The sequence below is a fragment of the Verrucomicrobiota bacterium genome, assembly GCA_037139415.1.
Classification (GTDB): domain Bacteria; phylum Verrucomicrobiota; class Verrucomicrobiia; order Limisphaerales; family Fontisphaeraceae; genus JBAXGN01.
This window is the reverse complement of record JBAXGN010000001.1, coordinates 68,872-91,138: the sequence shown is the minus strand read 5'-3', so window position 1 is coordinate 91,138 and position 22,267 is coordinate 68,872. Positions and strand designations below refer to the sequence as shown.

Sequence of the window (22,267 nt, the reverse complement as noted above, 5' to 3'; positions counted from 1 at the left end):
GGCGGGTCAGGAACAGGAGGCTTCGTATATTCCCGGACGCCAGGAGAGTGCATGTTTGGAAATGAATTTCAAAAAAATCACGGGTGTCCAAATGAAAAGCTTGTCATCTGGCCAGACTCGCATAAAACTGGCTCTATCACACGTTTGCAAATGCTCGTGGTGATGGACGTGGTGGCAGGAGATGCATCCACGCGATGTGGTTGAACAGGTGTTATGACGTATATGACGAACAGTGGTTTTGGATTGAAGCGCCCGGTGCCCAAGAAAACCTTGCGGGCGATCAATTTCATTTGTAATGCGCCACACGCGCAGTCCGTGAGTGTGGTAGGAGATTTTAATGAATGGGATGGAACGCAGCACCTCATGCGCCAGCTTCCGGACGGCGGCTGGTTCCTGACCATGGAGTTAGTCCATGGCCATCACCGGTACGCGTTCATGGTGGATGGGCAATTGACGCTCGATCCGCGCGCCCAAGGCATTACCCGCAATGACAAGGGCGAACGCGTCTGCCTAGTGCCGGTGAGTTGAGCGGGCCCGCCCATCCCCACATTATATTCAGCGTCTCGGGTGAAGTAAGACTTGCGTCGCTGCATGGAATGTGGTTCTCATGCCATACAATTTAAGTCAACCATTGGCCCTGATTGTATCTATGGACTGGTATTACGCCGCAAATGATGAGCGCAAAGGCCCCCTGGACCAAACCGAGTTTGATCAACTGGTGCGGCAGGGCGTCATTACCCCCCAAACCCTGGTCTGGCATGAAGGGATGCCGGAATGGAAACCCTATGAAACCCTCAGCATCCCACCGGTGGTATCCACCGGTGAAAGCATGTTGACCTGCGCGGAGTGCGAGCGATCAGTCCTCGAAAGCGGCCTGGTGCAAATCGGCGGCCGTGCGGTTTGCGCGGACTGCAAGCCCATCGCCCTGCAACGATTGCGCGAAGGCGCCAGCAGCATAGAAATGGCGGCGGAACAAACTCGCAAAGATCACCTATCCCATGAGTCATCCGTCAAATCAGTGGGGTCGCTTTATCTGTTCGGTGCCATAATTGTGACAATCATAGGCATTGTGTCGCTGGGGGCCAGATCAGGCGGAACAATGCTGATAGCTGTCTTCTGGCTGGTGCTGGCGCCGCTGCAATTCTGGGTGGGACTCGGACTGCGAAATCTCAAGCCATGGTCGCGAATAGTGGGCGCAGTGCTCGCCGGCCTTGGCATGCTGGCATTCCCGTTCGGAACGCTGATCAATGGTTACATCCTCTACCTGTTACTGTGCAAAAAAGGCCGGATGGTCTTTTCAGAAGAGTACAAGAAGGTCATCGCCGCAACGCCGCACATCAAATACCGCACCTCGGTGCTGGTCTGGATTATCCTGATCATCTTCATCCTGGCGATGGTGCTGCTGTTTGTTGGTACGGCAGTGCGCAGCAGCCGGTAACCCTATTTCGCCAGGTCTTTCCGCTGCCAGACGCGCACGTAATCAATGATGAAGTCGGCGGGTAATTGCGCGTCATCCAGTGCGTTGTTGTCCCAACCGCCCATGGGTAGAGTGAACATCAGGATGGCAGGCACGTTGGAAACGCGGGGATCATCCCAGCGGGCCACTTCGCGGCCATTGCCGTAATACACGGCGGAGCCGGGCGTCCAGAGTAAACCAGTCGTAATATAGCCATCCCGGTCGGGCTGGACATAGATTTTATCCGTGCCGATACTCTTGTGGGTTTTCCCGTAGCCATCCCAGTGCATGGCGATGTTGTAGCGGCTGGCACCCCAGCGGGTCAGATTCTCCATGATGTCGAACTCCATGCCCCCGTTGCCGGTGTCCTGGCGTTTCCATTGCGGATCGGCGGACGCGCCGCGGTCGGGCATCATCCAGAATGCGGGCCACAGGCCGGGGGCAGCGGGCAGCTTCATCCTGGCCTCGAAGTAGCCGTAGCACTGGGTCCATTTGCCGTAGGTGTCCAGGATGCCGGAGGCGTAATTGCTCTCCTTCAGCTTGGGATCATCATTGTGATGCCCGCGTTTCTTTTCGTAGCGCAGCCGCGCCACCCCGCCGCCGACGATCACGTTGTCCTTGCTGAAATGGCTAGTCTTGTCCCAGTAATTCTCGGCATAGACCCGCCAGCGGGAGGCGTCCACCGTGTTGCCCGTGAAGTCTTCGTCAAACGTCTTCACCCAATCGCCCGGCACCGGCGGGCGTTTGCCGAGCCAGTCGGGCATGGCGGGCGCGGGCGGCAGCACGGCCTGGATGGATTCCACCAGCAGCACGCTTTCGCCGTCGGCTTTCTCCACCCCAATGGTGATGGCGGATACGGCGTCATGCGTGACCCGGCTGCCGGTGTTGGGTTTGCCGTTCCAAATTGAGGCACTGAGGAAGGACACCGCCAATTCCTGGACAGTGCCCGGCGCCAGCGGAGCCGCAGCCGACGCCCAATCCGACGGGCCGCCATTGCTCTCCACCCGGAGGCGCGGGAGGACGGGCCGTGCGCCGCCATTGCGCAGCTTCACGCGCACCTCCAGGGCGTCGCGCAAATCCCAACGGCCCACCGCCGGCTTGAGCGCCGCCGAGGCATTCGCCTGCCCTGCGGGACACACCACCTTGATGATGGGCCGCTGGCCTTCGGTGATGACGGAGGCTTGCGCGCCTTGGGCGGAAAGCTGCTTGGCGGCATCCAGCACCACTCCCGCGCCAAACAGGATGCCGTCCTTGGGTTTGGTGCGAATCGAGTTGGGGTCCACCGGCGGCTTTTCCCCGGCTGATCCAGTCGCGACCAATGATTCCAGGCGAAACGATTGCACCGCGTCGGACTTGGTGGCAAACAGCAGGAAGTTCACCACCGCCGCTGGATTCAGCGCGTAACCGGGTTTACGGCCATAGGAAAAGCCGAAAATCACCGTAACCGTGCCAGTCGTCCCCGGCTTGATAAATGCGCTCTCGGTATTCCACGGGCCCGCCTGCCAGTCGCCGTTGTTATCCACGCGCAGCGAAACGGAGACCGCTTTGGCGCCGGTGTTGACCACGCGCGCTTCCACGCGGCCATAGGCGGAAAGGTCCCAGACATTCCCGGGCGGCTTGAGGTTGATACCGGGGTAGCCCTCCTTGCCGGGCTGAATGGTGACGGTGAGGCCCGGCGCATTCGGATCTTGCGACCTGGCAAACGTCACTTGGGCGGAGGACGGGACAAGGCGCGAATCGGCGTCGGCAGCGCCCTTGGCACTGAGATCAAACAGCAGCTTCACCCCCGGCACCGTCGCGGGAGCAGGTTGAGCCAGCAGCGCTGGTGTCAGTAAACACAAACTCGCAAACCAGGATATTCGCATAAAAGATGATCAAGGCTACCTGCTGCCTTAGCCTATTAAAAGCTGAATAACTCGCGGTTTCCCGCTTGCTTTTTTACCGCCGATTGGGTTTCCTTGTTTACGAGCGGCAGGGCCAAAACCAACAGGCCGTGCCCCAAGAGCCAGAATTGAGGATATACCATTATGATCGCCACGCAGATTCGACAAAAAGATGCTGTTTTCTACTTTGCCTCGTACCCGTCAGAGCAGTTGCTGAGCCGGGTGCGGTTCATCAGCCGTTTCTACGACGAGGAAGGCTTGGTGAATCAACCCGAGGCTGTGCAGCCAGCGGACGACGTCACCCAGTTCATCGCCCGCATCGAACGCAGCGACAAAGCATTTCAGCGCCAACTTTCCGAAATCAAAGTCCGCGCCATCAAAAACTTCTACGAAACCGCCAGCACCCAGCCGCCCATTCCGGGAACCGTCCTGTTGTTCACGTCGCAGCAACTGCATTTTGAGGCGTGGACCGACGGCAGCGGCGTCGGCCGGTTGCAGGAACCACATGACAAATACCTGATCATTGACGGGCAGCACCGCCTGGCCGCGCTCCAATCCTATGAACGCACCCATCCGGAGGAGGCCAAGAACATCCGCGTGCCGTGTATCATTTTCGACGGCCGAAGCGAGGACTTCGCCACCGAGATGTTCGTCATCATCAACTCGACCCCGACGCGCATCAACAAGAGTCACCTGGTGGACTTGTACGAGCGCGTTTCATGGAGCGATCCGGACCGGCGCTTTGCGGCGACCATCGTCCAGTTGCTGTACAGCGAGGCGGACAGTCCGTTGCGCTACCGCATCAACCGCTTGGGCGGCCGCAGCAAACAGGAAAAGTGGATTCTCCAAGCCGAACTCTTCAACGAAATCCATCGCTGGGTAAAACTGGCCTGGCCGCAAATTGAACCGGCCGGGCCGGACAAACGCCAGGCCGCCACGTATTATGGCATGGTGCGCGATTTTCTCAAGGCCGCCGCGCAAGTCTGGGGCGAATCCTGGGGCAACGCGGATTACATGGTGACGAAGCCAGTCACACTTAAAGCCCTGCTGCGGGTCTGCGCCGATCTCACCGCCAAGGATGCCGAGCCGATCGAAAACCGGGTCGAACGCTGGCGCGAACAGCTGGCACCCTGGACGGAACAGGCGCGCGCATTTCGCAACGAAGGCTTTTACGAACGCTTCCCAGCCAAAGGCCAGGTGGAACGCGTGGCCCGCATTCACCGGGAACTCGCACGGACGGCGGGCATTCCGTCGCGCGGTCGGAAATAATCACCACGATCAAATGAGCTTGGTTTAAAACCACCATCCCTTACCGGGGATGGGTGGCCGCAGGGTGGGTGAGGGCGGGCACAGGCACCTCTTATACCATATCACCCTGGGGAAAAATGGTCGCACCTGTCGGTGCGGCTATTAGACGGCAACCAACAGCAGGCGAAATGCCAACTATTTGCGTGGCGCAAGAGCGCCGAAAAAGTGCATGAAAGTCAGGTTGGCTTCCCAAGCCCGCCACGAGTCAGATGCCCCGCAGTGGAACGTTCGCTTCGCGAAAGGTGGTCTTGGAGTTCGAGGCCTTGCAAAAATGCAGGTGTTCCCTCTCCTATATTCATCCGAACGTCCCAACCCAAGGCCACCCACATCCAGTGCTGTCCAGGTCAACCTCGGGAATTTCAACCGCTGTCACCAACGAGCTCCCTGCTAACCGAGTTAGGTCCGCGACTGCTTCCAGCGATGTCGGGGAGAGGTTGATCGAGGGGCGCTGGTCTGTCAAATCTTAGTGCGGTTCATGCTTATCTTTAGTCGAGCCAACTCCTGGCTTTCAGCTTTCGCGTTTTTACCCGTGTTTCGCGGTTTGAATTTCTCGCCCATTCCAGTTCCTGACTCCAAGCTCCTATCTTCATTGGTGTAATTTTTCTGCCAGATAATCTTTTTGCCACGTTCCACCCCCTTTTTTCCTCATGGTGACGCCACCTTTGGAAGCGGAAATTTGAAGATGGAAAACGCAAGTTGCCTTTTGTGGCCAAACCGGTATGGTCGCAGGGAATGCTGTGACATAATAGTATGAACCTGACGGGCATAAGCATCCGGCGCATGACAAGAGTGCCGTGGAATGGCGGGAGGTTTTAGCCATGGAACCTCTGGCCGGGGCGTTATTGCAGTTGGGGTTGCTGAGTTATCTGGCGGGGGCTTTGGGCGGGTTTGTCTTCCAACGGATGGAACGCGTGGCTCATGCCGTTTCCTTCGCGTGTTGTCTGCTGGCAGCCATGGGACTGACCGCAGCAAGTTTGTTGACTTTGACATCCGGCATTCCTGCGACTGGTTTTGATTTATGCCCGTCGTCCTTGCCTTTCCTACGGTTCAACATACGTCCTGACGCCTTGGGGCTGTTCTTTGTGATGATCGTTTCCTTGCTCGGGGTGGCGTTGTCGCTCTTCTCCATGGGATATGCCCGGGGCTATTTTGGACGAAAGAACGTGGGGGTGCTCGGCGCGTTTTTCAACCTGCTGATGCTGGCCACGACGCTGGTCTTTTTGGCCGGCAACGCATTCTTCTTCCTGCTGGCCTGGGAGGTCATGGCATTGATGTCCTTTTGCCTGGTCAGTTACGAGCATGAGAACGCCGAGGCGCGCGGCGCGGGGATTTTATATTTTGTGATGTCGCACATTGGCACGGGGTGCCTGATCATTGGCTTCCTGCTGCTGTTCCAGGCTGCTGGCAGCTATGAGTTTGATGGGTTTCATGCCTTGGGTAACCAGATGCCGCCGGGGAAACGTAACGGGGTGTTCCTATTGTTCCTGATCGGTTTCGGGATCAAGGCCGGCATGGTGCCGATGCATATCTGGTTGCCGGCGGCGCATCCGGTGGCCCCCAGCAATGTCTCGGCCATGATGTCCGGCGTATTGATCAAAACCGGCATCTACGGCATGACTCGGGTGTTCTTTGATTTCCTGGGGACGCCGCCGGTATGGTGGGGAGTGACGGTGCTGTCGCTGGGCATCATTTCCGCTGTGCTCGGGGTGCTGTACGCGTTGATGGAGCACGATCTCAAACGGTTGCTGGCGTATCATAGCATTGAAAACATTGGCATCATTTTAATGGGCTTGGGCGCCTCACTGATGTTTTTGCATTTTGGGCATCCGGCGCTGGCGGCGCTGGCGATGGTCGCCGGTCTGTTTCACACGCTCAACCATGCGATGTTCAAAGCATTGCTATTCCTTGGCGCGGGCGCGGTGCTGCACGCCACGGGCACGCGCGACATGGAAAAGATGGGGGGACTCATCAAAAAAATGCCCGGGACGGCGCTGTATTTCCTGGTGGGCGCGGTGGCTATTTCGGCGTTACCACCGCTTAACGGGTTTATCAGCGAATGGTTCACGTATCAGGCATTGCTCCAGGGATTCGGGCTGACCTCCAGCTTGGTGCGGCTGATCTTCCCATTGGGCGGGGCGATGCTGGCGTTGACGGGGGCGCTGGCGGCGTCTTGTTTCGTGAAAGCGTTTGCCATCACGTTCCTGGCGCAACCGCGCAGCGAGCCGGTCGCGAAGGCGCATGAAGCCTCGCCAACCATGCTGGCGGGCATGGCTATTTTGACGATGGTATGTCTGGTGCTTGGGTTGTTTCCCGCCCAATGCCTGGTGTTGTTCGATCCCATCACCCAGGCGCTGACGGGCGCGCAACTGAGCCAGCACCTGGCGTTGGCCGATGGTTGGGCGATCGGCAATCTGGATGACAAAGGCGGTACGGTATCCACGCTCGGCATGGTGGTGGCGGCGGTGTGCCTCCTGCCAATTCCCATTGTGTTGTGGTGGCTGTTTGCGCGGCGTGCCATTACCCGGATTGGTCCCACTTGGGATTGCGGTTTGCAGGGTTTGACGCCCAAGATGGAGTACAGCGCCACCGGATTTTCCAAACCGCTGCGCATGATCTTCAAGGCGCTCTTCCGGCCGCACCGTGAGGTGCAACGCGAGTATGATTATTCGCCGTATTTTGCGCGGAATCTGCGGTTTGAGAGCCACATTGAAGAGGCCTTTGAGCGGCGGATTTACCGGCCGTTAAACCGATGGGTCTTGGTGCTTTCCCGGCGGATGCGCGCGATGCAGGCGGGCAGCACCCATGCCTACCTGATTTATATTTTCGTCACCATGCTGCTGTTGCTGCTGATCATGGCATTATGATGACCGCTGCCATCCATCCACCGTTGTTTCTGCCCGGCCTGTTATTGCAGGTGGTCCTGCTGCTCGTGCTGGCACCATTGTTGAGTGGCTGTATCAAGAACTGGAAGGCGAAGCTGCAAAACCGGCGCGGACCGCGGATCTGGCAACCGTATCTGGACCTCGCCAAGTTCATGCAAAAGGACATGGTGATTTCCGAACATGCCTCGTGGATTTTTCGGGCGACGCCGTTCATCCTGTTGCTCTCCGTGCTGGTCGCCGGGCTGATGGTGCCGATGCTTTGCATTCCGGCCCCGCTCAGCCTGTACGGCGGAGTGTTGGCGGTGATTGGGTTGCTGGCTTTGGGCCGTTTCTTTCTTGCCCTGGCCGGATTGGATACCGCCAGCGCGTTTGGCGGCATGGGCAGCAGCCGGGAGATGACTATCGCGGCCATCGCCGAGCCCGCCATGATGCTGGCCATTTTTACCGTGGCGATCACCGCCGGGTCCACGAACCTCAGCCAGGTGGTGTCCGCCGGGCAAGACACCGCGTGGCAGTGGTTCAAGCCGTCCCACATGCTGGCGTTTGGCGCGCTCTTCATTGTGTTGCTGGCGGAGACGGGCCGCATTCCGGTGGATAACCCGGCGACGCATCTGGAGTTGACCATGATTCATGAGGCGATGATTCTGGAATATTCCGGCCGCTACCTGGCGTTTATTGAATGGAGCGTCTCCGTGAAACAACTCGTCCTGATGTCGCTGCTGGTGAATGTGTTTTTCCCGGTGGGCATTGCCACCCAGTTCACGGGTATGGCCCTGGGGTTGGCGGGGTTGATGTTCATGGCCAAACTATTATTGCTGGCGGCCGTGGTGGTGTTGGTTGAAACCGTGAATGCCAAGCTCCGCCTGTTCCGCGTTCCGGATTTGCTGGGCGCGGCGTTCGTGCTGGCGTCGCTGGCGTTGCTCTCCACCTTCCTCTTCCAATGAATGCCGACGCACAATCCCTCGCCTTTTCCACACAACTGATCGCCCTGCTGGCGACGCTGATGCTGGTCACCCAATTATTGTTGGTGGTGGAAGGCATGGTGATGAACAGCATCCGCCTCTTTGCGTTGCAGTCGTTTTTATTGGCGGGCGTGGCGGCCACCATCGCGCATTTCAGCAGCGCCACACATGTGTACCTGGTGGCGTTGCTCACAATGTGCGGCAAAGGCATCTTCATGCCGTGGTTTCTTGCCCGGCTGACGCGCAAAACCAAGGATGATCGCGAATCCAAACCGTATTTCAACGCCGCCGCCTCGGTGATGCTGTGTGGCGGCTTCACGCTGCTCAGTTATATCCTGGCGCGTCCGTTCACGCATGTCGAACGCATGGGCAGCAGCACGCTGGCCGTCGCCATCACCTTGCTGCTGACCGGATTCTTCCAGATGATCAACCGGCGCAAGGCGCTTTCGCAGGTGCTGGCGTTGCTCACCATGGAGAATGGCATCATGCTGGCCGCCATTGCGTTGACCACCTATGGCATGCCGCTGATCGTGGAATTGGGAATTTTCTTTGATGTCATCATTGCCGTCATGGTGCTGGGCATTCTCGTTAATCGCATCCGGCAGACGTTCGCGTCCATGGATGTCAGCAAGCTGACGCAGTTAAAGGAATGATATGGTGATGCTGCTCCTCATCGTTATTCCAGTGGTTACGGGCCTGAGCTGCGCCTTGATCCGGTCGCGCCGGGTCATGGAGTGGCTCAACCTGCTGTGCGCCGCCGCGCTCCTTGCCTGCGCGGGAATGCTCGCCGCACACGTGCTGGGGCAGGGGACAGTGACGACTCTGCAAGGCTTCTTGCGCGCCGATTCCTTAAGCGCCGTGGTGGTCCTGCTTACCGGCTTCGTCGCGCTGGTTGTCAACGTGTACAGTGTGGGCTTCATGCGGCGCGAAGAAGTGGGCGGCAAAATCAACGATACGCAGTTCCGGCGTTTCTATGTGCTCACGCCATTTTTCCTGGGCACCATGAACCTGGTGCCGCTGGTGGATAACCTCGGTGTCATGTGGGTGGCGATGGAAACCTCCACGCTCGTCTCCGTGATGCTGGTCCTGTTCTACAATCAAAAGACCTCCCTCGAAGCGGCGTGGAAATACATCATCATCGGCAGCATCGGCGTGTCCTTGGCGCTGTTCGGCACCGTGATCACCTACTATTCCGCCGTCGGCATCCTTGGCCCGGACGCCGGGCGCGGCATGGATTGGTCCGTGCTGCTGCCGTTGGCGGAGAAGTTTGATCGTTACCCGATGAAGCTGGCTTTCATCTTCATTTTGCTGGGCTACGGCACCAAAGCCGGGCTGGCCCCCATGCATACGTGGAAGCCGGATGCCTACGCGGAAGTGCCCGTGCCCTCCGCCGCGCTGATGGGGGCGGCCTTCGTCAACTGCGCGCTCTATGCCATCATGCGTTTTTACGTCTTGGCGGAGAAATGCCTCGGGCCGGTCTTTCCCGGCAACCTGCTGATGTTTCTTGGCATCGGTTCGATGCTCGTTGCGGTGCCGTTCATCGTGGTGCAGCGGAATTTCCGGCGCATTCTCGCCTATTCCAGCATTGACCACACCGGTATTATGGTCGCTGCGCTTGGTTTTGGTGGGCCACTCGCCGTCATGTTGCACATGGTGTTTCATGCGGTGACCAAGCCGCTCATGTTTTTCTGCGCCGGCAACGTGCAGCAACACTACGATACCCCACATTTCCGCAAAGTGACGGGCGTGATGAAAACATTACCTTGGACGGGCGCGTTATTCATGATCGGCACCCTGGCCGTGACCGGCACTGCGCCCTTCAGCATGTTTCAGAGCGAGTACTTGGCCTTAAGCGCAGCCGTGGAACACAAACATTATTGGGCGGCGGGGCTATTCTTGCTGGCGGTGGTCACCATCTTTGCCGGATTCCTGACCCACATGGTCCGCATGAACCTTGGCAAGCCCTCCAGCCCGGTAACGACGCGGAAGGAATGCCCATGGAAACTCACCGCCATGTTGATGGTGCTCGTGCCGGTGCTTGTACTCACCTTCTACCTTCCCGCGCCGCTCTACGAACTGATTCAACGTGCCGCCAAAATTGTCGGAGGGCACCCTTAAGACCAGTTGGCCGACCTGATTAGGGCTCTCTATGAACCCCCTCATCCCGTCCTTCTCCCCCCAAGGGGGAGAAGGTGCCCGCAGGGCGGTTGAGGGGGAGGGGTCGGTTCATGGGTTCAAAGGGCGAAATTCTTCCGTTCGGGGAAGTCTCACCCGGACCAACGGCAATGAGAAGCCGTTACTCCGGGGTATTTCTGGAGCGCACCGCGTCGAAGAACTCTTCGGCGACCATGAACCCTACACACTCTGGCGCACCGCACCGGCAGGGGTAATCGCGATAATTGGCGAGGTCAAAGCCGTAATTGAAGGTGACTTCCTCGCCCGGTTGAATATCGCGGCAGGCCACCACCCAGATATGGCCATCGTGCAGTTGGGCTTCGCAGTTGGGGGCGCAACTGTGATTGATATGTCGGGCTGGATTCCACGGCACGTCTCCGTTCAAATCCCGTTCCTCGTCCAATGCGAAAACATACGGATTATCCGCCTCGCACTGTTTTTGCGACTCCGCTTTGTCAATGCTATCGCCCAGGTATTCAATCACGCGGGTGCCTTCGGGAATGAACGCGACGGCGTAGCCCCCGGTGCCGTGAATCGGAGAGGTGCGAAATTCGATGCTTAAGACAGTATCCATCTTCGGCCTCCAGTATGACAACCGTTGTATCAGCGTCAATCTAAACCATCCCCAAGTCGTTAGTGAAAAATCGTAACACCACGTGTTCACACGGCGTGACCGCGGGACGCACCTGCTTGATCGGTTCACTATTGTTTTTTGTTGTCATAATAATTCTATCCAATCTTCAGGCCTTGCGGTAAAAAAACGCTATGCATTTGCATCTGATTGATTGGGTGATCATCGTGGCCACGGTGCTGGTTTGTTTCATCCCGGCGTTGTTCTTTGCGCGGCGCTCCGGGAAAAGCACCTCCGAATTCTTCGCCTCGGGCCGGGCGGTGCCGTGGTGGCTGGCCGGGTTGAGCATGGTGGCTACCACGTTCAGCAGCGATACCCCCAATCTCGTTACCGACATTGTTCGCCGCCAGGGCGTGGCGGGTAACTGGTGCTGGTGGGCATTCGTGCTTACGGGGGTGGCGACGGTGTTCTTCTACGCGCGGCTGTGGCGCCGTTCCGGTGTGATGACTGATCTGGAGTTCTACGAAATCCGCTATTCCGGCAAGGCCGCCAGCATGGTGCGCGGGTTTCGCGCGGTCTACCTGGGTTTCTTTTTCAACTGCATGATCATGGCTACGGTGAATCTGGCCGCCTGCAAAATCGCCGGCGTCCTGTTTGGCATGGAGCGCTGGCAGACCCTGCTGTTTGTCGGTCTGATCAATGTGGTATTTGCTGCGTACTCCGGGCTTTGGGGCGTGCTGGTCATTGATATGATTCAATTCTTCATCAAGATGTCTGCCGTCATCGCGGCAGCGTACTTCGCGCTAAAGTTGCCGGAGGTTGGCGGCTTGGATGGCTTGGTCACCAAACTCTCAGCCCTGAAAGGACCCGGCGGCATCAACTACCTGAGTATCCTGCCGGACTTCGCCAACCAGTGGGACATTGCCATGGCGGTATTCGTCATGCCCATCGCGGTGCAGTGGTGGAGCGTGTGGTATCCGGGCGCCGAACCGGGTGGGGGCAGCTACATCGCGCAACGGATGCTCGCCTCCAAATCCGAAAAAGACGCCTTGGCCGCCACCTTGTTCTTCAACATCGCCCATTATTGCCTGCGTCCCTGGCCATGGATTCTGGTCGCCCTGGCTTCGCTGATCATTTACCCGCAACTATCCGATATTCAAACAGCCTTCCCGCATTTGGACCCCAAGTTGATCGGCCATGACACGGCTTACCCGGCGATGCTCAAGTTTTTGCCGATGGGCTGGCTGGGGCTGATGGTCGGCGGACTGATTGCGGCCAATTCCTCCACGATCCTCACGCACCTCAACTGGGGCGCGTCCTATCTGGTCCATGACTTCTACCGGCGTTTCATTAAACTGAATGCGGAAGAAAAACATTATGTGTTCGCCGGTCGCGTGGCAACTGTGGGCCTGTTCTTGTGCGCCTCCGGCACGGTGTATTTGCTGGATTCCGCCAAGGATGCCTTTGATATCATCCTGCAAGTCGGTGCGGGCACTGGTTTGCTCTACCTGCTGCGCTGGTTCTGGTGGCGCATTAACGCGTGGTGCGAAGTGGCGGCCATGGTCAGCTCCTTTGCCATTTCCATCCTCTGGCTGGGCTTGCGGAAATCCGGGCACGGCTTGCCTACCCATCTCGAATTATTGCTCACGGTAGGTATTACCACTCTCTGCTGGGTCGCCACGGCGTATCTCGCACCCGCCACCAGCCGTACCGTGCTCCTGGAGTTTTACCGTAAGGTGCGGCCCTTTGGGCCCGGCTGGGAAGCCATCCGTCAGGAAGCAGGGCCGGACGATCATGCCGCGGAACATTCCGGCCAAAACATCCCGCTGGCCCTGTTGGGCTGGCTGGCCGGGTGTACCACCATTTGGTCGGCGTTGTTTACTCTCGGTAACTTCCTTTATGGTCGGACCACCTACGCGTATCTGCTGCTGGGCGTCTGCTTGGTTAGCAGTTCGTTACTGATTCTGGTCGTCAACCGCTTGTGGCAACCTTGCAAGTGACTCTTTTGCGTGGCGGGCTGCGGTTGGGGACGCGCGCATTTGCAAGTTCCCACATATAACCGCGTGGCGGTCCAGTTCAGGGGTGAATTTGCTACCTGCTTGCCAATCTCAGGCTGGAAGGTGGTCGAATAAATCCGTGACTTTGATGGCCAGAGCGGGCAAGAGGGTTTCGGTCAGCACCTCGCGGCCGGCCATGATTTGTTTCAAGGCGAGGCCATGCGGGCTGCCGTGATAGACTTCGAGATTGTGATAACGCGGGTCCACCATCCAAAGCCGGGGAATTTTCAGATCTTCGTACAGGTTTTTTTTGATCACGGTGTCGGCGCGATGGTCGTCACTTTCCACCACTTCGGCCAGGAGCCAGGGCTTGCCATTGGCGGCGGTGACCAGGGTAAGGTCGGGACGGACCAGGGTGCCAGGGGCCAGTTGGATCACGGTGCGTGGCGGTAACAGCCTGGCTACGGTGACCTGTACCAGGCAGGCGGCGACATAGTCGTGCAGCCGCCGGCAAACCAGTTCGTGCCGTTCCCCAGGCGCGTAGCGCAGCAGACTTTCGCCGGCGATGATTTCTTCGTAGGGCGCGTTCATTCGCGTTGAAGGAGGGTGAGCAAAAACTTCCCGGTATGCGAGGCGGAACATTGGGGGATTTGTTCCGGGGTACCTTCGGCCACGATGCGTCCGCCGTGGTCGCCGCCTTCGGGACCGAGGTCAACGATCCAATCGGCCTCGGCAATCAAGTCCAGGTTGTGTTCAATGACGACCACCGAGTGGCCGGCATCCACCAACCGTTGGAGCACTTCCACCAAGCGTTGTACGTCAGCCATGTGCAGGCCAATGGTGGGTTCTTCCAGAATGAAACAGCAATGTTTGGCCGGTTTGCGGGGAGTGGCCGAGGGCGGGAGTGCGCGTTCGTCCTGCACTCGGGCAAAGCCGGTCAACAAATGGGTGACGAGCTTGACGCGTTGCGCTTCGCCGCCACTGAGGGTGGGACTGGTCTGCCCCAGTTTCAGATAGTCGAGGCCGGTGTCGTGCAGCGCTTCCATGCAACGGCGGATACGGGAGATGGGCTGGAAAAATTCCCGCGCCTCGGCCACGCTCAAGTCCAGCACTTCCGCGATGGTTTTGCCGTGGAACTGAATGTCGAGCGTTTCGGGGTTGAATCGCAGGCCATTGCACGATTCGCAGCGCACAAAGGCCGGCGGCATGAAGTTCATCTCCAGCTTGATGACGCCCGCGCCTTCGCATTCCGGGCAGCGGCCTTGCGCGCTATTGAACGAGAATCGTCCAGGGCCGTAACCGCGCAATCGCGCCTCGGGCACCTGGGCAAACAGGGCGCGGATATCGTCAAAGAAACCAACATACGTGGCCGGAGTGGAACGCGGTGTTCGTCCGATGGGCGATTGATCCACCTCATACACTGCTTTAAAGGCGTCCGCACCGGCGGTGATCGTGCCGCAACTGGCGTCGGGAGGGCGGGTGCCATCCAGCTTTGCCTTCAGGGCGGGCAAAAGGCATTCCCGAACGAGCGTGGACTTGCCGGAACCGCTGATGCCGGTGATTAACACCAGTCGGTTAAGCGGAAGGCGAACGGATAATTTTTTCAGATTATTTTTGGCTGCGCCTTCCAATACCAGCCAGCCTTGCGCGTCGTTGCGCTTGGGGACGGGACGCCGCGCGCCGCGCGCCGGGAAGCTTTTCTTCAGGCGCAGATACTGCCCGGTGATGGAATCGGGGTGACGGAGCAGTTCTTTCAGCGTGCCGGCCGCTACCACTTCGCCGCCGAGCCGGCCGGCCCCCGGTCCCAGGTCAATGATGTAATCCGCCTGGCGCATGGTCGCTTCATCATGTTCGACGACGACCACCGTGTTGCCGCGCTGGCGCAATTTGGCAAGCGTTTCCAGCAGGCGCTCGTTATCCCGCGCATGAAGACCGATGGTCGGCTCGTCCAGCACGTAGAGTACGCCGCTCAGGTTGGAGCCCAATTGGGCGGCCAGCCGGATGCGTTGCGCCTCGCCGCCGGAAAGTGTGGGCACCGCGCGCCCGAGTTGCAGATAACCCAGGCCCACCTCGTTCAGAAACTTCAGGCGCTCGCGAATTTCCGGCAGGATGTCCCGCGCGACGGCGGCGGCATTACCGTGCAGTTTCAGCGTGAGAAAAAACGCCGCAGCCTCCTCCACGGTCATGCGCGCGAGCGTCTCCAGCGTGGGGCCGCGCTTGGCCAGCGGACCGGCGTCGCGAATGAGAAAACGCACCGCGCGCGCCACTGGGTGGAGACGTGCCCCGTGGCACTCCGGGCAGAGTTCCCGTTTGCCCTCCTGCCATTCAAACCAGGACTCCTCGATAGCATCCGCGCGCGCGCCGCGCTCCACGTCGGGCAGATAGAACAATTCGCCAAAGCCACGGCACTTTGGACACCACCCCTGCGCTGAATTATAACTGAACTGTTTGGGGTCCAGCGATTCAAACGACCGCCCGCAGCCAGGGCAGGCACGGGTGGTGGAATGCACCGTCATGCGCCCATGATTATCCATCGCCAGCAAGGTCCCATGACCGATCTTTAGCGCCTCATCCACCCGCATCTGGGCCGGCTTGCCGCCGTTGGCGCGCGCGGCGCGTTTGCCGCGACTGGGTGGTTCCAGCACTCCGATTACAATCTCCACGTCGTGTTCGCGATAACGATCCAGCCGTAACGGCTGGTCGGTGGCGTGCATTGTTCCATCCGCCCGCACTTCGGTATAACCGTGTTTGTGTGCCCACTCCGCCACTTCCGTGTGAAACCCCTTGCGGTTCTTCACCACAGGAGCGAGCAGCAGCAGGTCGCCCCGTTTGGCGGCCTCGGCGGTCAGCCGTTGTCCCAACGCATCCGGCGTCTGCGCTTCGACCGGTAGCTCGCATTCAGGGCAAAACTGCGTGCCCAACCGCGCGAATAGCAGCCGAAAGAAATGGTACAGCTCCGTGACTGTGGCGACGGTGCTCTTGCCGCCACCGCGCGAGTTGCGCTGTTCGATGCTTACGGTGGGAGGGATGCCGGTGATCAAATCCACGTCGGGGCGCGCCATTTGTTCCACGAATTGCCGCGCATACGTACACATGGCGTCTAGGAACCGTCGCTGCCCCTCGGCAAACAACAAATCAAACGCCAGGGTGCTCTTGCCCGAGCCGCTCACCCCGGTGATCACCACGAGTCGCTCACGTGGAATGCGCACTGAAAGATTCTTCAGGTTATGCTCGCGCGCACCCTGAATCACAATGGCATCATCCACCACAATTTCGCTGTCCTTAAACACGGGTCAACACATACCACAGAATTCCGTGGCTGCAAACTGGGAAGCGGTGGGAAATCCCAATCTTGCAGACAAACAGGCCGGCAGAAACCTGTGAAAAATAGAGAGCAATGATGCTGCTGGATCATACCGTTACCGCGATTGGTTTGGTTTGGCTTGGTCAGCGTGAATAACCATCCATTATCGGTCGAATTCCCGGGTGGATCGGGAGCGGCAATTTAATGGCCCTGGAATTGACAGGCACCGGGCGATCAGGTTTCATCCGGTTCATGCAAACACGGATTCGCGACACTTTGAAGACATGTCTATTTCTTGCGCCTTGGGCGATGGCGGTGGTTGCTTGGGCGGAGGAATTTCCCGTCGCACCCTATGTTGACCCAGCCCAATTGGATTGTCCGTGGCCCAAAATGAGCCATTATAAACAACCGTGGCGTGGGTACCTGGAAACCCGCAGTGGGCAGGAGTTCCTGAGCGGCATCGGCGTCAACCTGCATATCCCGAACAACACCGATGAACTGGCCATCCGGCTGCTGGCAGAAACCGGGTTCAAAACCTTTCGCATGGAAATCGGCTGGGGCGAGATGGGCTGGGAGGAAAACCGGCTGAACGCCGAGGCGAAAATTCGTCGCCGACTGGAACTCTGCGTCCAGTACGGTATCCGCCCGACCTTGCTGATCAATTCCCATCAAGGCGTGCCCTGTCCGGTGAAGTTCTTCGAGCGCCGTCTGCTGGCGGACGCCTCCAAAGGAGCGAAAACGGTTCGTTTGGATTCCACCAAAGACCTCGTCCTTGGCCGATCCGGGCTAAACGGTCTCTCCGACTATTGGGCGGCGGAAGGTTTGATCACGGCCATCAATGAGCAGACGGGTGAAGTGACCCTGAGCAAGTCGTTACCCAAGGATCTCAAGGCGGGCAAACTGCCCATGGCTACCCTCAAATACGCCCCGCTGCATCCCGTTGGCACACCGGAATTCGAGGAAACCGCCGCTGGCTGGGTGCGCCACGCGCTGCATCTCTGCCGCCTGGCCGAAGCGGCGGGGGCAAAGGAGTTCGACCTGGAAATCTGGAACGAGCTAACGTTCGGCACCCACTTCCTCAATATCAATGATTACTACGACAAGGCCGCGCCCAAGATCACCCAAAAGCAACCGGACTTTCTCAACGCTGGTGGCCGCTGCTGGGAACTGGCTCGGCGCACGGTGGCGGCGGTGAAAAAAGCGAACCCGAAGGTGCGTTGCATCTGGGGATTTTCCAACACTACCTTCTTCCACTGTAAAATCGAGAACCTGCCGCCGGGTACTGATGGCCAAAGCTATCATCCCTACGGCACCGGTACGCGGCGCTTCGATGGCCATCCGGCCCGCAAGGACCAGCCGCCGATCGAGGGTTTTGTGCCGACTTACGAAATCCGTATGATGGAAGGTTGGTCGCCGACGTTCATCCAGACCGAATGTCTGATCCGCCATTTACGTCCGCCGACGCGCTAGGGGGCCAAAGCGCCCGGCGTGGACCGGACTTACCATTACATGACCGAGCACGGCGTGTTGCCGCCGGAGTGCGGGGTTAATGACGAAGTCGGTGCCTGGCAGCTCAAAACCTTTTGCGCCACCCGCAGCTTCTGCCTGTGGCTGAACAAAGGCGTGGATGTCCTGCATTATTTTGTCGCTTACGAGGACAAAGCCACCTCCTTCGGCCTATTGCCCGTGAACTTGAAGACGCTTCCCGTTGACGCCAAATTTGAAACCGTCGCCACTCCGCCAATGCGCGTCTTGCAGAATCTCACCCGCGCATTTGCCGGCAGCGTGCCGCTGGCAAAGACTGACCCGCTGGGCATTGAGGTGACTGCGCTCGGGCCGCAGACCAAGGTGTTTGAAGGTGACGCCACCCATCCGCCATTATGGAACCGCGAAGTGCTCGCCGCCCTGCCTTTCCAGGTGAATCCGCAGAAACACCTGGTGGCGGTGTACGTGATGACCCGCGACATGACCAACCGGCTTTCCCCCGCGCAATTCCGCTTGAAGCTGACCGGGGTAAAAGGCACTCAGGTGACGTATTACGATCCGCTGGAGAACCGGAATCTCCCGGTGCAAGCCACTGCTACGGCCGACAACGGCGTTGAAGTAACGCTGTCTGTTTCTGACTATCCGCGCCTGCTGGGGGTGGGGAAGTGAAGGGTGGTCTCGATCCAAGCCGCCAACTGTTTGTTGGAATTATTGTGGAATGGCTCGGCCAGACTCTCCATTCTGCACCGAATTAATTTTCTTCCAAACAATACAAGGTGCCACTGGTGCGGTAGATCAGGCGTTTGCCGGTGGGGGCTGGAGTGGCATAAGTGCGGTCTGGCAGCCGGTTATCCGCCAATAGTTTAAAAGTCTGGTCCAGAGCCGCAACCAGAGTGCGACTGGTTTCACTGAAAAAATAAACTCGCTCGTCCGTGGCAACTACCGACGCATAATATCGCCCGGGAAATCGGTGTCGCCAATGAATGTTCCCAGTGGCTGTGTCCAGACAAGTCGCCTGCCCCTCTTCGGTGATCAAGAACATCATTCCGCGCGCGACGGCTGGCGACGCAGTTTTCTCGCCCAGGATTTTTTGTCGCCATACCACTGCCGGTGTTGTTCTTTGCCCATGGCTTAAGTCGAGCGCCAGCACCTGTTCCCCATCCATCGCCAAGAGACGATTTTCATTGCGGGTCATCCCGGCCACCAGGTGCATGCCGCGGAATGGCCAGGCATACGACCAGCACTCCCGGCCGGTTTCTACGCTGTACGCCTTGATATCGTCCCATCCTTGCACGATCAACGACACGCCTTCAGCATTGGTCCAAACTATGGGGGTGGCGTAGGACGTGTCAATGCGCGGACTCAAGGGACGCTCGGTTCGCCAAAGGAACTTGCCAGTGCGGGCATCCACTGCGGCGGCGCAGGCCGGCAGGCTGCCGGCGATATCGCTCCGGCTGCGATTGTCGCACACGAGGAACAGGTGTTCGCCGTGGCGCACCGGCGAGGCTGCCGAACCAAACTGGCTGACCGACGGGAGCTGCGAGTTTTTCCAGATGATCTTGCCCTGTGTGTCCATCGCGACCAAACCGGCGGATCCGAAATAGGTGTAAACACCGGTGGGATCCGTCACGGGGGTGGGCGTGGCGGGGGAGTTGGGCATGCCAATTTTTTCCACCGCAGTTTGAGATACAGGGCACAGCCATTGTATTTTTCCCGTATCGGCATCAAGGCAAACTACGCTGCGAAGCAGTTCGCGCCGATCGGAAAGGTAATTTGCCTGAAAAAAATACAGTCCAGCCAAGGTGAGCGCGACCCCCGCAAAAAGTGGTGATGGTGGCGCAAGAACTGCCTGGCCCAGCCGGGCGTGCCGCCGTGCTTGATGGAAAACGTAAGTTGGGCCAAGCACTCCGGCAAGCACGATCAGCCACCAACCCGCAACGGGTCGCCACTGGATGTTTTCCAGCGACCTGTCAGCCACCACCCAAGCCCCGTAAACAACCCCGGCGGTGATCACGGCGAAGGTGGCCACTGCGATCAATGTCATTCGCCATAAAAGTCCTCCCAACGGAATGCCAACGGGAGCCGTAGCGTGTTCGGTGTCTGGCGGATTATCCAACCGACGCACAAAATGGGCCAACAGGAACAGCAACACGCCGGCTAAGATGGGTAATGCCAAGATTAATTTCCACCTGATGCCGGCCAGGGAAAACATGGGGGAAAGCTCCTCCCGGATCGGCAGGCTCACATACGCCGCGACGGAGAAGGCGCAGCATATCCATCCGATAATCCACCACCACCGGGTTGACGTGCGCGCATGAAGCGCGCTTAAAACCAAGCAGGCAACACCCATGAGGGTCGTCACTTTCCATGCCCGTCCTTCGCTGTCATGCACCCGCAGCAGATTATCGCCAAACACAACCGTTTCGACTACCACCGCCAAGATTAGCATCAGGAACACGGCTTGGCCATAGGCTGATGTGGCCTGCCAGCCATGCTGGTTGACCGGTAGTAATCGGGCAACCAAACCGATGCCCAACGCGGTCAACAAGCACGCTGCCGCCGTCGTCAGGTAATCGAGCACCTGGCGGAGTTTTTCGCAAAAACCGCCATACATGGCGGTGGTTACATAAATTCGTGATCCCTGTGCGATCGGCGAAGAGTGGCCCTGGCCGGGTACTACTGTTGTCCAGCGTACGTTTTGATTGGCGGTCCAGACCAGCGGAGGGTGGGCATCGGCGGCATAGCCTTGTTTCTCCAAACCGCGAAACCCGCACCAATCCTGGGCAATCACAGACGGGGAATTAAACCAGAGCCACCCCACTAGCAATCCTGCCAGCAAATTAGCGAATTTGACCACTGAACAACCAGTCGTCATTTTCTTCGAGAGCGTTGGGAAAATACGCGCCACCTGCGGACCACGAGCGCCTTTCCACCATCGGAAAACCATCACGGATTTTCCATCATCTTCATCATGGCTTCGACCGCCCGCTTCGCCTTGGGGTCTCCGGCTTGCATGTCACGAATCAAGCGCTGCTGCAATTCCGCCATGGTTTCCTGAACCGCGCCACGTTGGTCGGGGGAGAGATTGGATGCTTTGGTCAACGCGTGCAGGTTGGTGAGAGCCACTTCGTACTGCTGCTTCTTGATGGCTTCGGTGGCGGTTTTCACCAAGGGCTGCGTTGGCACCGGGGCAAACTTGACAGTGGGCGCTGCTGGTTGTCCGGGGTCGGCCGGTGGGGCAGTCGTCTCCGCGGGAGCCGGTGCAACTGAATCAGCCGGCGGGGTGGGGGACTTAGACACCGCAAATGCCTTGGTCAATTTGTCGGCCTCTGAAGTAGAACTATCCTTGCTACACCCACACCACCCGATGGCAAAACCACACGTCAAAACGGCCACCCAACCATGGATTAATGTTTTCATAAAAGGTCTTAATGGCCATTGGCGCTATTGGGGTTGCACCAAAGCAATCCAGGTGAGTTTGTTGCTTCCCTGGCAAATTTGTCAAACTTCATAAATCCACCGCCACCAGAATAAGTTGCCACGGCGGCTCCGTCCAAATGCCGACGGGAGACCGGTTCGCTAGGGTAATTGGCCCCATCGTTATAATAGGATGGGGTTTTCTCGTCCTGTTCCCACAGCATATAGGCCGCGCCATTCATTGCTCCCAGTTTCAACGAGGGACCGGTCAAAAATGCGCAACCCGCCCCGTTCATGCAGTAGCTGGTTAAGCCCTGGTTCCCGATCGCCCACCGTTGCAGAAAGTTTACGTCGTTAGTGCTATCCCCCGGGCATAAATAGGTTTTCGTATTATTAATATAAGGCCACAGTTGGCCTGCGGTTAAGTTATACTTCATCCCACCCGAATTAGCGGTGTAAAGCCAGCCGGTTGAACTCACATTCCAATTCGGGTGTGGCAGCGAGTCGTTATTATCCGTGGCATAGATATGGGACGCGAGGGCTATTTGGCGCAGGTTATTCAGGCAAACGGTCGCATTGGCCCGCTCTTTGGCCTTGGCCAGCGCCGGCAACAATAGGCTCGCCAAGATGGCAATGATGGCGATGACCACCAAAAGTTCGATCAGGGTAAAGGCCAACCATCCGGCAGGTGTTCCGCCATCGGAGCGTTTTGTTCGGGCAATCATATACGTGCGTTTACTTTGTCTGTAAACTGCCACTTTCTGGCCAAAATGCAATGATGATTTTACACGAATTTCACCTCATTGTTTTTTATGCCATTGAATCCA

General features: G+C 58.3%; 17 protein-coding genes. 10 read left to right on the top strand and 7 right to left on the bottom strand.

Annotated features, from left to right (window positions below; genetic code table 11):
* The first annotated feature begins 213 nt into the window (after window positions 1-213).
* Window positions 214-528 (top strand): isoamylase early set domain-containing protein, encoded by a 315-nt coding sequence (locus WCO56_00310; protein MEI7727983.1) that lies wholly within the window; start codon window positions 214-216, stop codon window positions 526-528.
* A gap of 79 nt (window positions 529-607) precedes the next feature.
* On the top strand, window positions 608-1,438 hold the full coding sequence (locus WCO56_00305) for a DUF4339 domain-containing protein (GenBank protein ID MEI7727982.1): 831 nt from the start codon (window positions 608-610) through the stop codon (window positions 1,436-1,438).
* A gap of 2 nt (window positions 1,439-1,440) precedes the next feature.
* Here the strand turns inward: WCO56_00305 and WCO56_00300 are convergent, their stop codons facing one another.
* Window positions 1,441-3,321: a glycoside hydrolase family 16 protein gene (locus tag WCO56_00300; protein ID MEI7727981.1), complete on the bottom strand. Its 1,881-nt coding sequence runs from the start codon at window positions 3,319-3,321 to the stop codon at window positions 1,441-1,443.
* A 162-nt stretch (window positions 3,322-3,483) separates the two neighbouring features.
* Between WCO56_00300 and WCO56_00295 the strand changes: the two genes are divergently transcribed.
* From WCO56_00295 to WCO56_00275, 5 genes are all read left to right on the top strand, one after another.
* Window positions 3,484-4,608: a DGQHR domain-containing protein gene (locus tag WCO56_00295; GenBank protein ID MEI7727980.1), complete on the top strand. Its 1,125-nt coding sequence runs from the start codon at window positions 3,484-3,486 to the stop codon at window positions 4,606-4,608.
* 857 nt (window positions 4,609-5,465) lie between these two features.
* Window positions 5,466-7,511, top strand: coding sequence for a hydrogenase 4 subunit B (gene hyfB / locus WCO56_00290; protein MEI7727979.1), 2,046 nt, complete (start codon window positions 5,466-5,468; stop codon window positions 7,509-7,511).
* Window positions 7,508-8,473: an NADH-quinone oxidoreductase subunit H gene (locus WCO56_00285; GenBank protein ID MEI7727978.1), complete on the top strand. Its 966-nt coding sequence runs from the start codon at window positions 7,508-7,510 to the stop codon at window positions 8,471-8,473. Before hyfB ends, WCO56_00285 begins: the two co-directional genes overlap by 4 nt.
* Window positions 8,470-9,144, top strand: coding sequence for a hydrogenase (locus WCO56_00280; GenBank protein ID MEI7727977.1), 675 nt, complete (start codon window positions 8,470-8,472; stop codon window positions 9,142-9,144). The genes WCO56_00285 and WCO56_00280 overlap by 4 nt, the downstream gene beginning before the upstream one ends.
* 1 nt (window position 9,145) lies before the next feature.
* Window positions 9,146-10,609 carry a hydrogenase 4 subunit F gene (locus tag WCO56_00275; protein MEI7727976.1) on the top strand — a complete coding sequence of 488 codons (1,464 nt, stop codon included), beginning with the start codon at window positions 9,146-9,148 and terminating at the stop codon, window positions 10,607-10,609.
* A 178-nt stretch (window positions 10,610-10,787) separates the two neighbouring features.
* On the opposite strand, the gene WCO56_00270 is transcribed toward WCO56_00275, so the two are convergent.
* On the bottom strand, window positions 10,788-11,240 hold the full coding sequence (locus WCO56_00270) for an SET domain-containing protein-lysine N-methyltransferase (GenBank protein ID MEI7727975.1): 453 nt from the start codon (window positions 11,238-11,240) through the stop codon (window positions 10,788-10,790).
* A gap of 191 nt (window positions 11,241-11,431) precedes the next feature.
* Here WCO56_00270 and WCO56_00265 point away from each other — a divergent pair, with 191 nt between their 5' ends.
* A complete protein-coding gene (locus WCO56_00265; GenBank protein MEI7727974.1) occupies window positions 11,432-13,237 on the top strand; it encodes a sodium:solute symporter family protein in 1,806 nt (601 codons plus the stop codon).
* Between the two features lie 108 nt (window positions 13,238-13,345).
* On the opposite strand, the gene WCO56_00260 is transcribed toward WCO56_00265, so the two are convergent.
* Window positions 13,346-13,825 carry a Uma2 family endonuclease gene (locus WCO56_00260; GenBank protein MEI7727973.1) on the bottom strand — a complete coding sequence of 160 codons (480 nt, stop codon included), beginning with the start codon at window positions 13,823-13,825 and terminating at the stop codon, window positions 13,346-13,348.
* Window positions 13,822-16,524: an excinuclease ABC subunit A gene (locus tag WCO56_00255; protein ID MEI7727972.1), complete on the bottom strand. Its 2,703-nt coding sequence runs from the start codon at window positions 16,522-16,524 to the stop codon at window positions 13,822-13,824. Before WCO56_00255 ends, WCO56_00260 begins: the two co-directional genes overlap by 4 nt.
* 290 nt (window positions 16,525-16,814) lie before the next feature.
* Here WCO56_00255 and WCO56_00250 point away from each other — a divergent pair, with 290 nt between their 5' ends.
* Together WCO56_00250 and WCO56_00245 are read left to right on the top strand one after the other, a co-directional pair.
* Entirely contained in the window at window positions 16,815-18,008 is a 1,194-nt protein-coding gene (locus tag WCO56_00250; GenBank protein MEI7727971.1) for a hypothetical protein, read from the top strand.
* A gap of 18 nt (window positions 18,009-18,026) precedes the next feature.
* Entirely contained in the window at window positions 18,027-18,692 is a 666-nt protein-coding gene (locus WCO56_00245) for a hypothetical protein (protein ID MEI7727970.1), read from the top strand.
* An 82-nt stretch (window positions 18,693-18,774) separates the two neighbouring features.
* On the opposite strand, the gene WCO56_00240 is transcribed toward WCO56_00245, so the two are convergent.
* Genes WCO56_00240 through WCO56_00230 form a run of 3 tightly spaced genes read right to left on the bottom strand, consistent with a single transcriptional unit; the run spans window position 18,775 to window position 22,165 of the window.
* The gene (locus WCO56_00240) at window positions 18,775-20,970 is read right to left on the bottom strand and encodes a PQQ-binding-like beta-propeller repeat protein (GenBank protein ID MEI7727969.1); all 2,196 of its coding nucleotides are present in this window, start codon (window positions 20,968-20,970) and stop codon (window positions 18,775-18,777) included.
* Window positions 20,970-21,443 carry a hypothetical protein gene (locus tag WCO56_00235; GenBank protein MEI7727968.1) on the bottom strand — a complete coding sequence of 158 codons (474 nt, stop codon included), beginning with the start codon at window positions 21,441-21,443 and terminating at the stop codon, window positions 20,970-20,972. Before WCO56_00235 ends, WCO56_00240 begins: the two co-directional genes overlap by 1 nt.
* 8 nt (window positions 21,444-21,451) lie before the next feature.
* Entirely contained in the window at window positions 21,452-22,165 is a 714-nt protein-coding gene (locus tag WCO56_00230) for a type II secretion system protein (protein ID MEI7727967.1), read from the bottom strand.
* Between the last annotated feature and the right edge of the window lie 102 nt (window positions 22,166-22,267).

What these genes read in the sequence shown, in the direction of transcription:
- WCO56_00275 (MEI7727976.1), top strand. Translation starts at nt 9,146, where the DNA reads ATGGTGATGCTGCTCCTCATCGTTATTCCAGTGGTTACGGGCCTGAGC.
- WCO56_00260 (MEI7727973.1), bottom strand. Translation starts at nt 13,825, where the DNA reads ATGAACGCGCCCTACGAAGAAATCATCGCCGGCGAAAGTCTGCTGCGC.
- WCO56_00305 (MEI7727982.1), top strand. Translation starts at nt 608, where the DNA reads ATGCCATACAATTTAAGTCAACCATTGGCCCTGATTGTATCTATGGAC.
- WCO56_00265 (MEI7727974.1), top strand. Translation starts at nt 11,432, where the DNA reads ATGCATTTGCATCTGATTGATTGGGTGATCATCGTGGCCACGGTGCTG.
- WCO56_00300 (MEI7727981.1), bottom strand. Translation starts at nt 3,321, where the DNA reads ATGCGAATATCCTGGTTTGCGAGTTTGTGTTTACTGACACCAGCGCTG.
- WCO56_00230 (MEI7727967.1), bottom strand. Translation starts at nt 22,165, where the DNA reads ATGATTGCCCGAACAAAACGCTCCGATGGCGGAACACCTGCCGGATGG.
- hyfB (MEI7727979.1), top strand. Translation starts at nt 5,466, where the DNA reads ATGGAACCTCTGGCCGGGGCGTTATTGCAGTTGGGGTTGCTGAGTTAT.
- WCO56_00310 (MEI7727983.1), top strand. Translation starts at nt 214, where the DNA reads ATGACGTATATGACGAACAGTGGTTTTGGATTGAAGCGCCCGGTGCCC.
- WCO56_00240 (MEI7727969.1), bottom strand. Translation starts at nt 20,970, where the DNA reads ATGGTTTTCCGATGGTGGAAAGGCGCTCGTGGTCCGCAGGTGGCGCGT.
- WCO56_00235 (MEI7727968.1), bottom strand. Translation starts at nt 21,443, where the DNA reads ATGAAAACATTAATCCATGGTTGGGTGGCCGTTTTGACGTGTGGTTTT.
- WCO56_00285 (MEI7727978.1), top strand. Translation starts at nt 7,508, where the DNA reads ATGATGACCGCTGCCATCCATCCACCGTTGTTTCTGCCCGGCCTGTTA.
- WCO56_00295 (MEI7727980.1), top strand. Translation starts at nt 3,484, where the DNA reads ATGATCGCCACGCAGATTCGACAAAAAGATGCTGTTTTCTACTTTGCC.
- WCO56_00270 (MEI7727975.1), bottom strand. Translation starts at nt 11,240, where the DNA reads ATGGATACTGTCTTAAGCATCGAATTTCGCACCTCTCCGATTCACGGC.
- WCO56_00280 (MEI7727977.1), top strand. Translation starts at nt 8,470, where the DNA reads ATGAATGCCGACGCACAATCCCTCGCCTTTTCCACACAACTGATCGCC.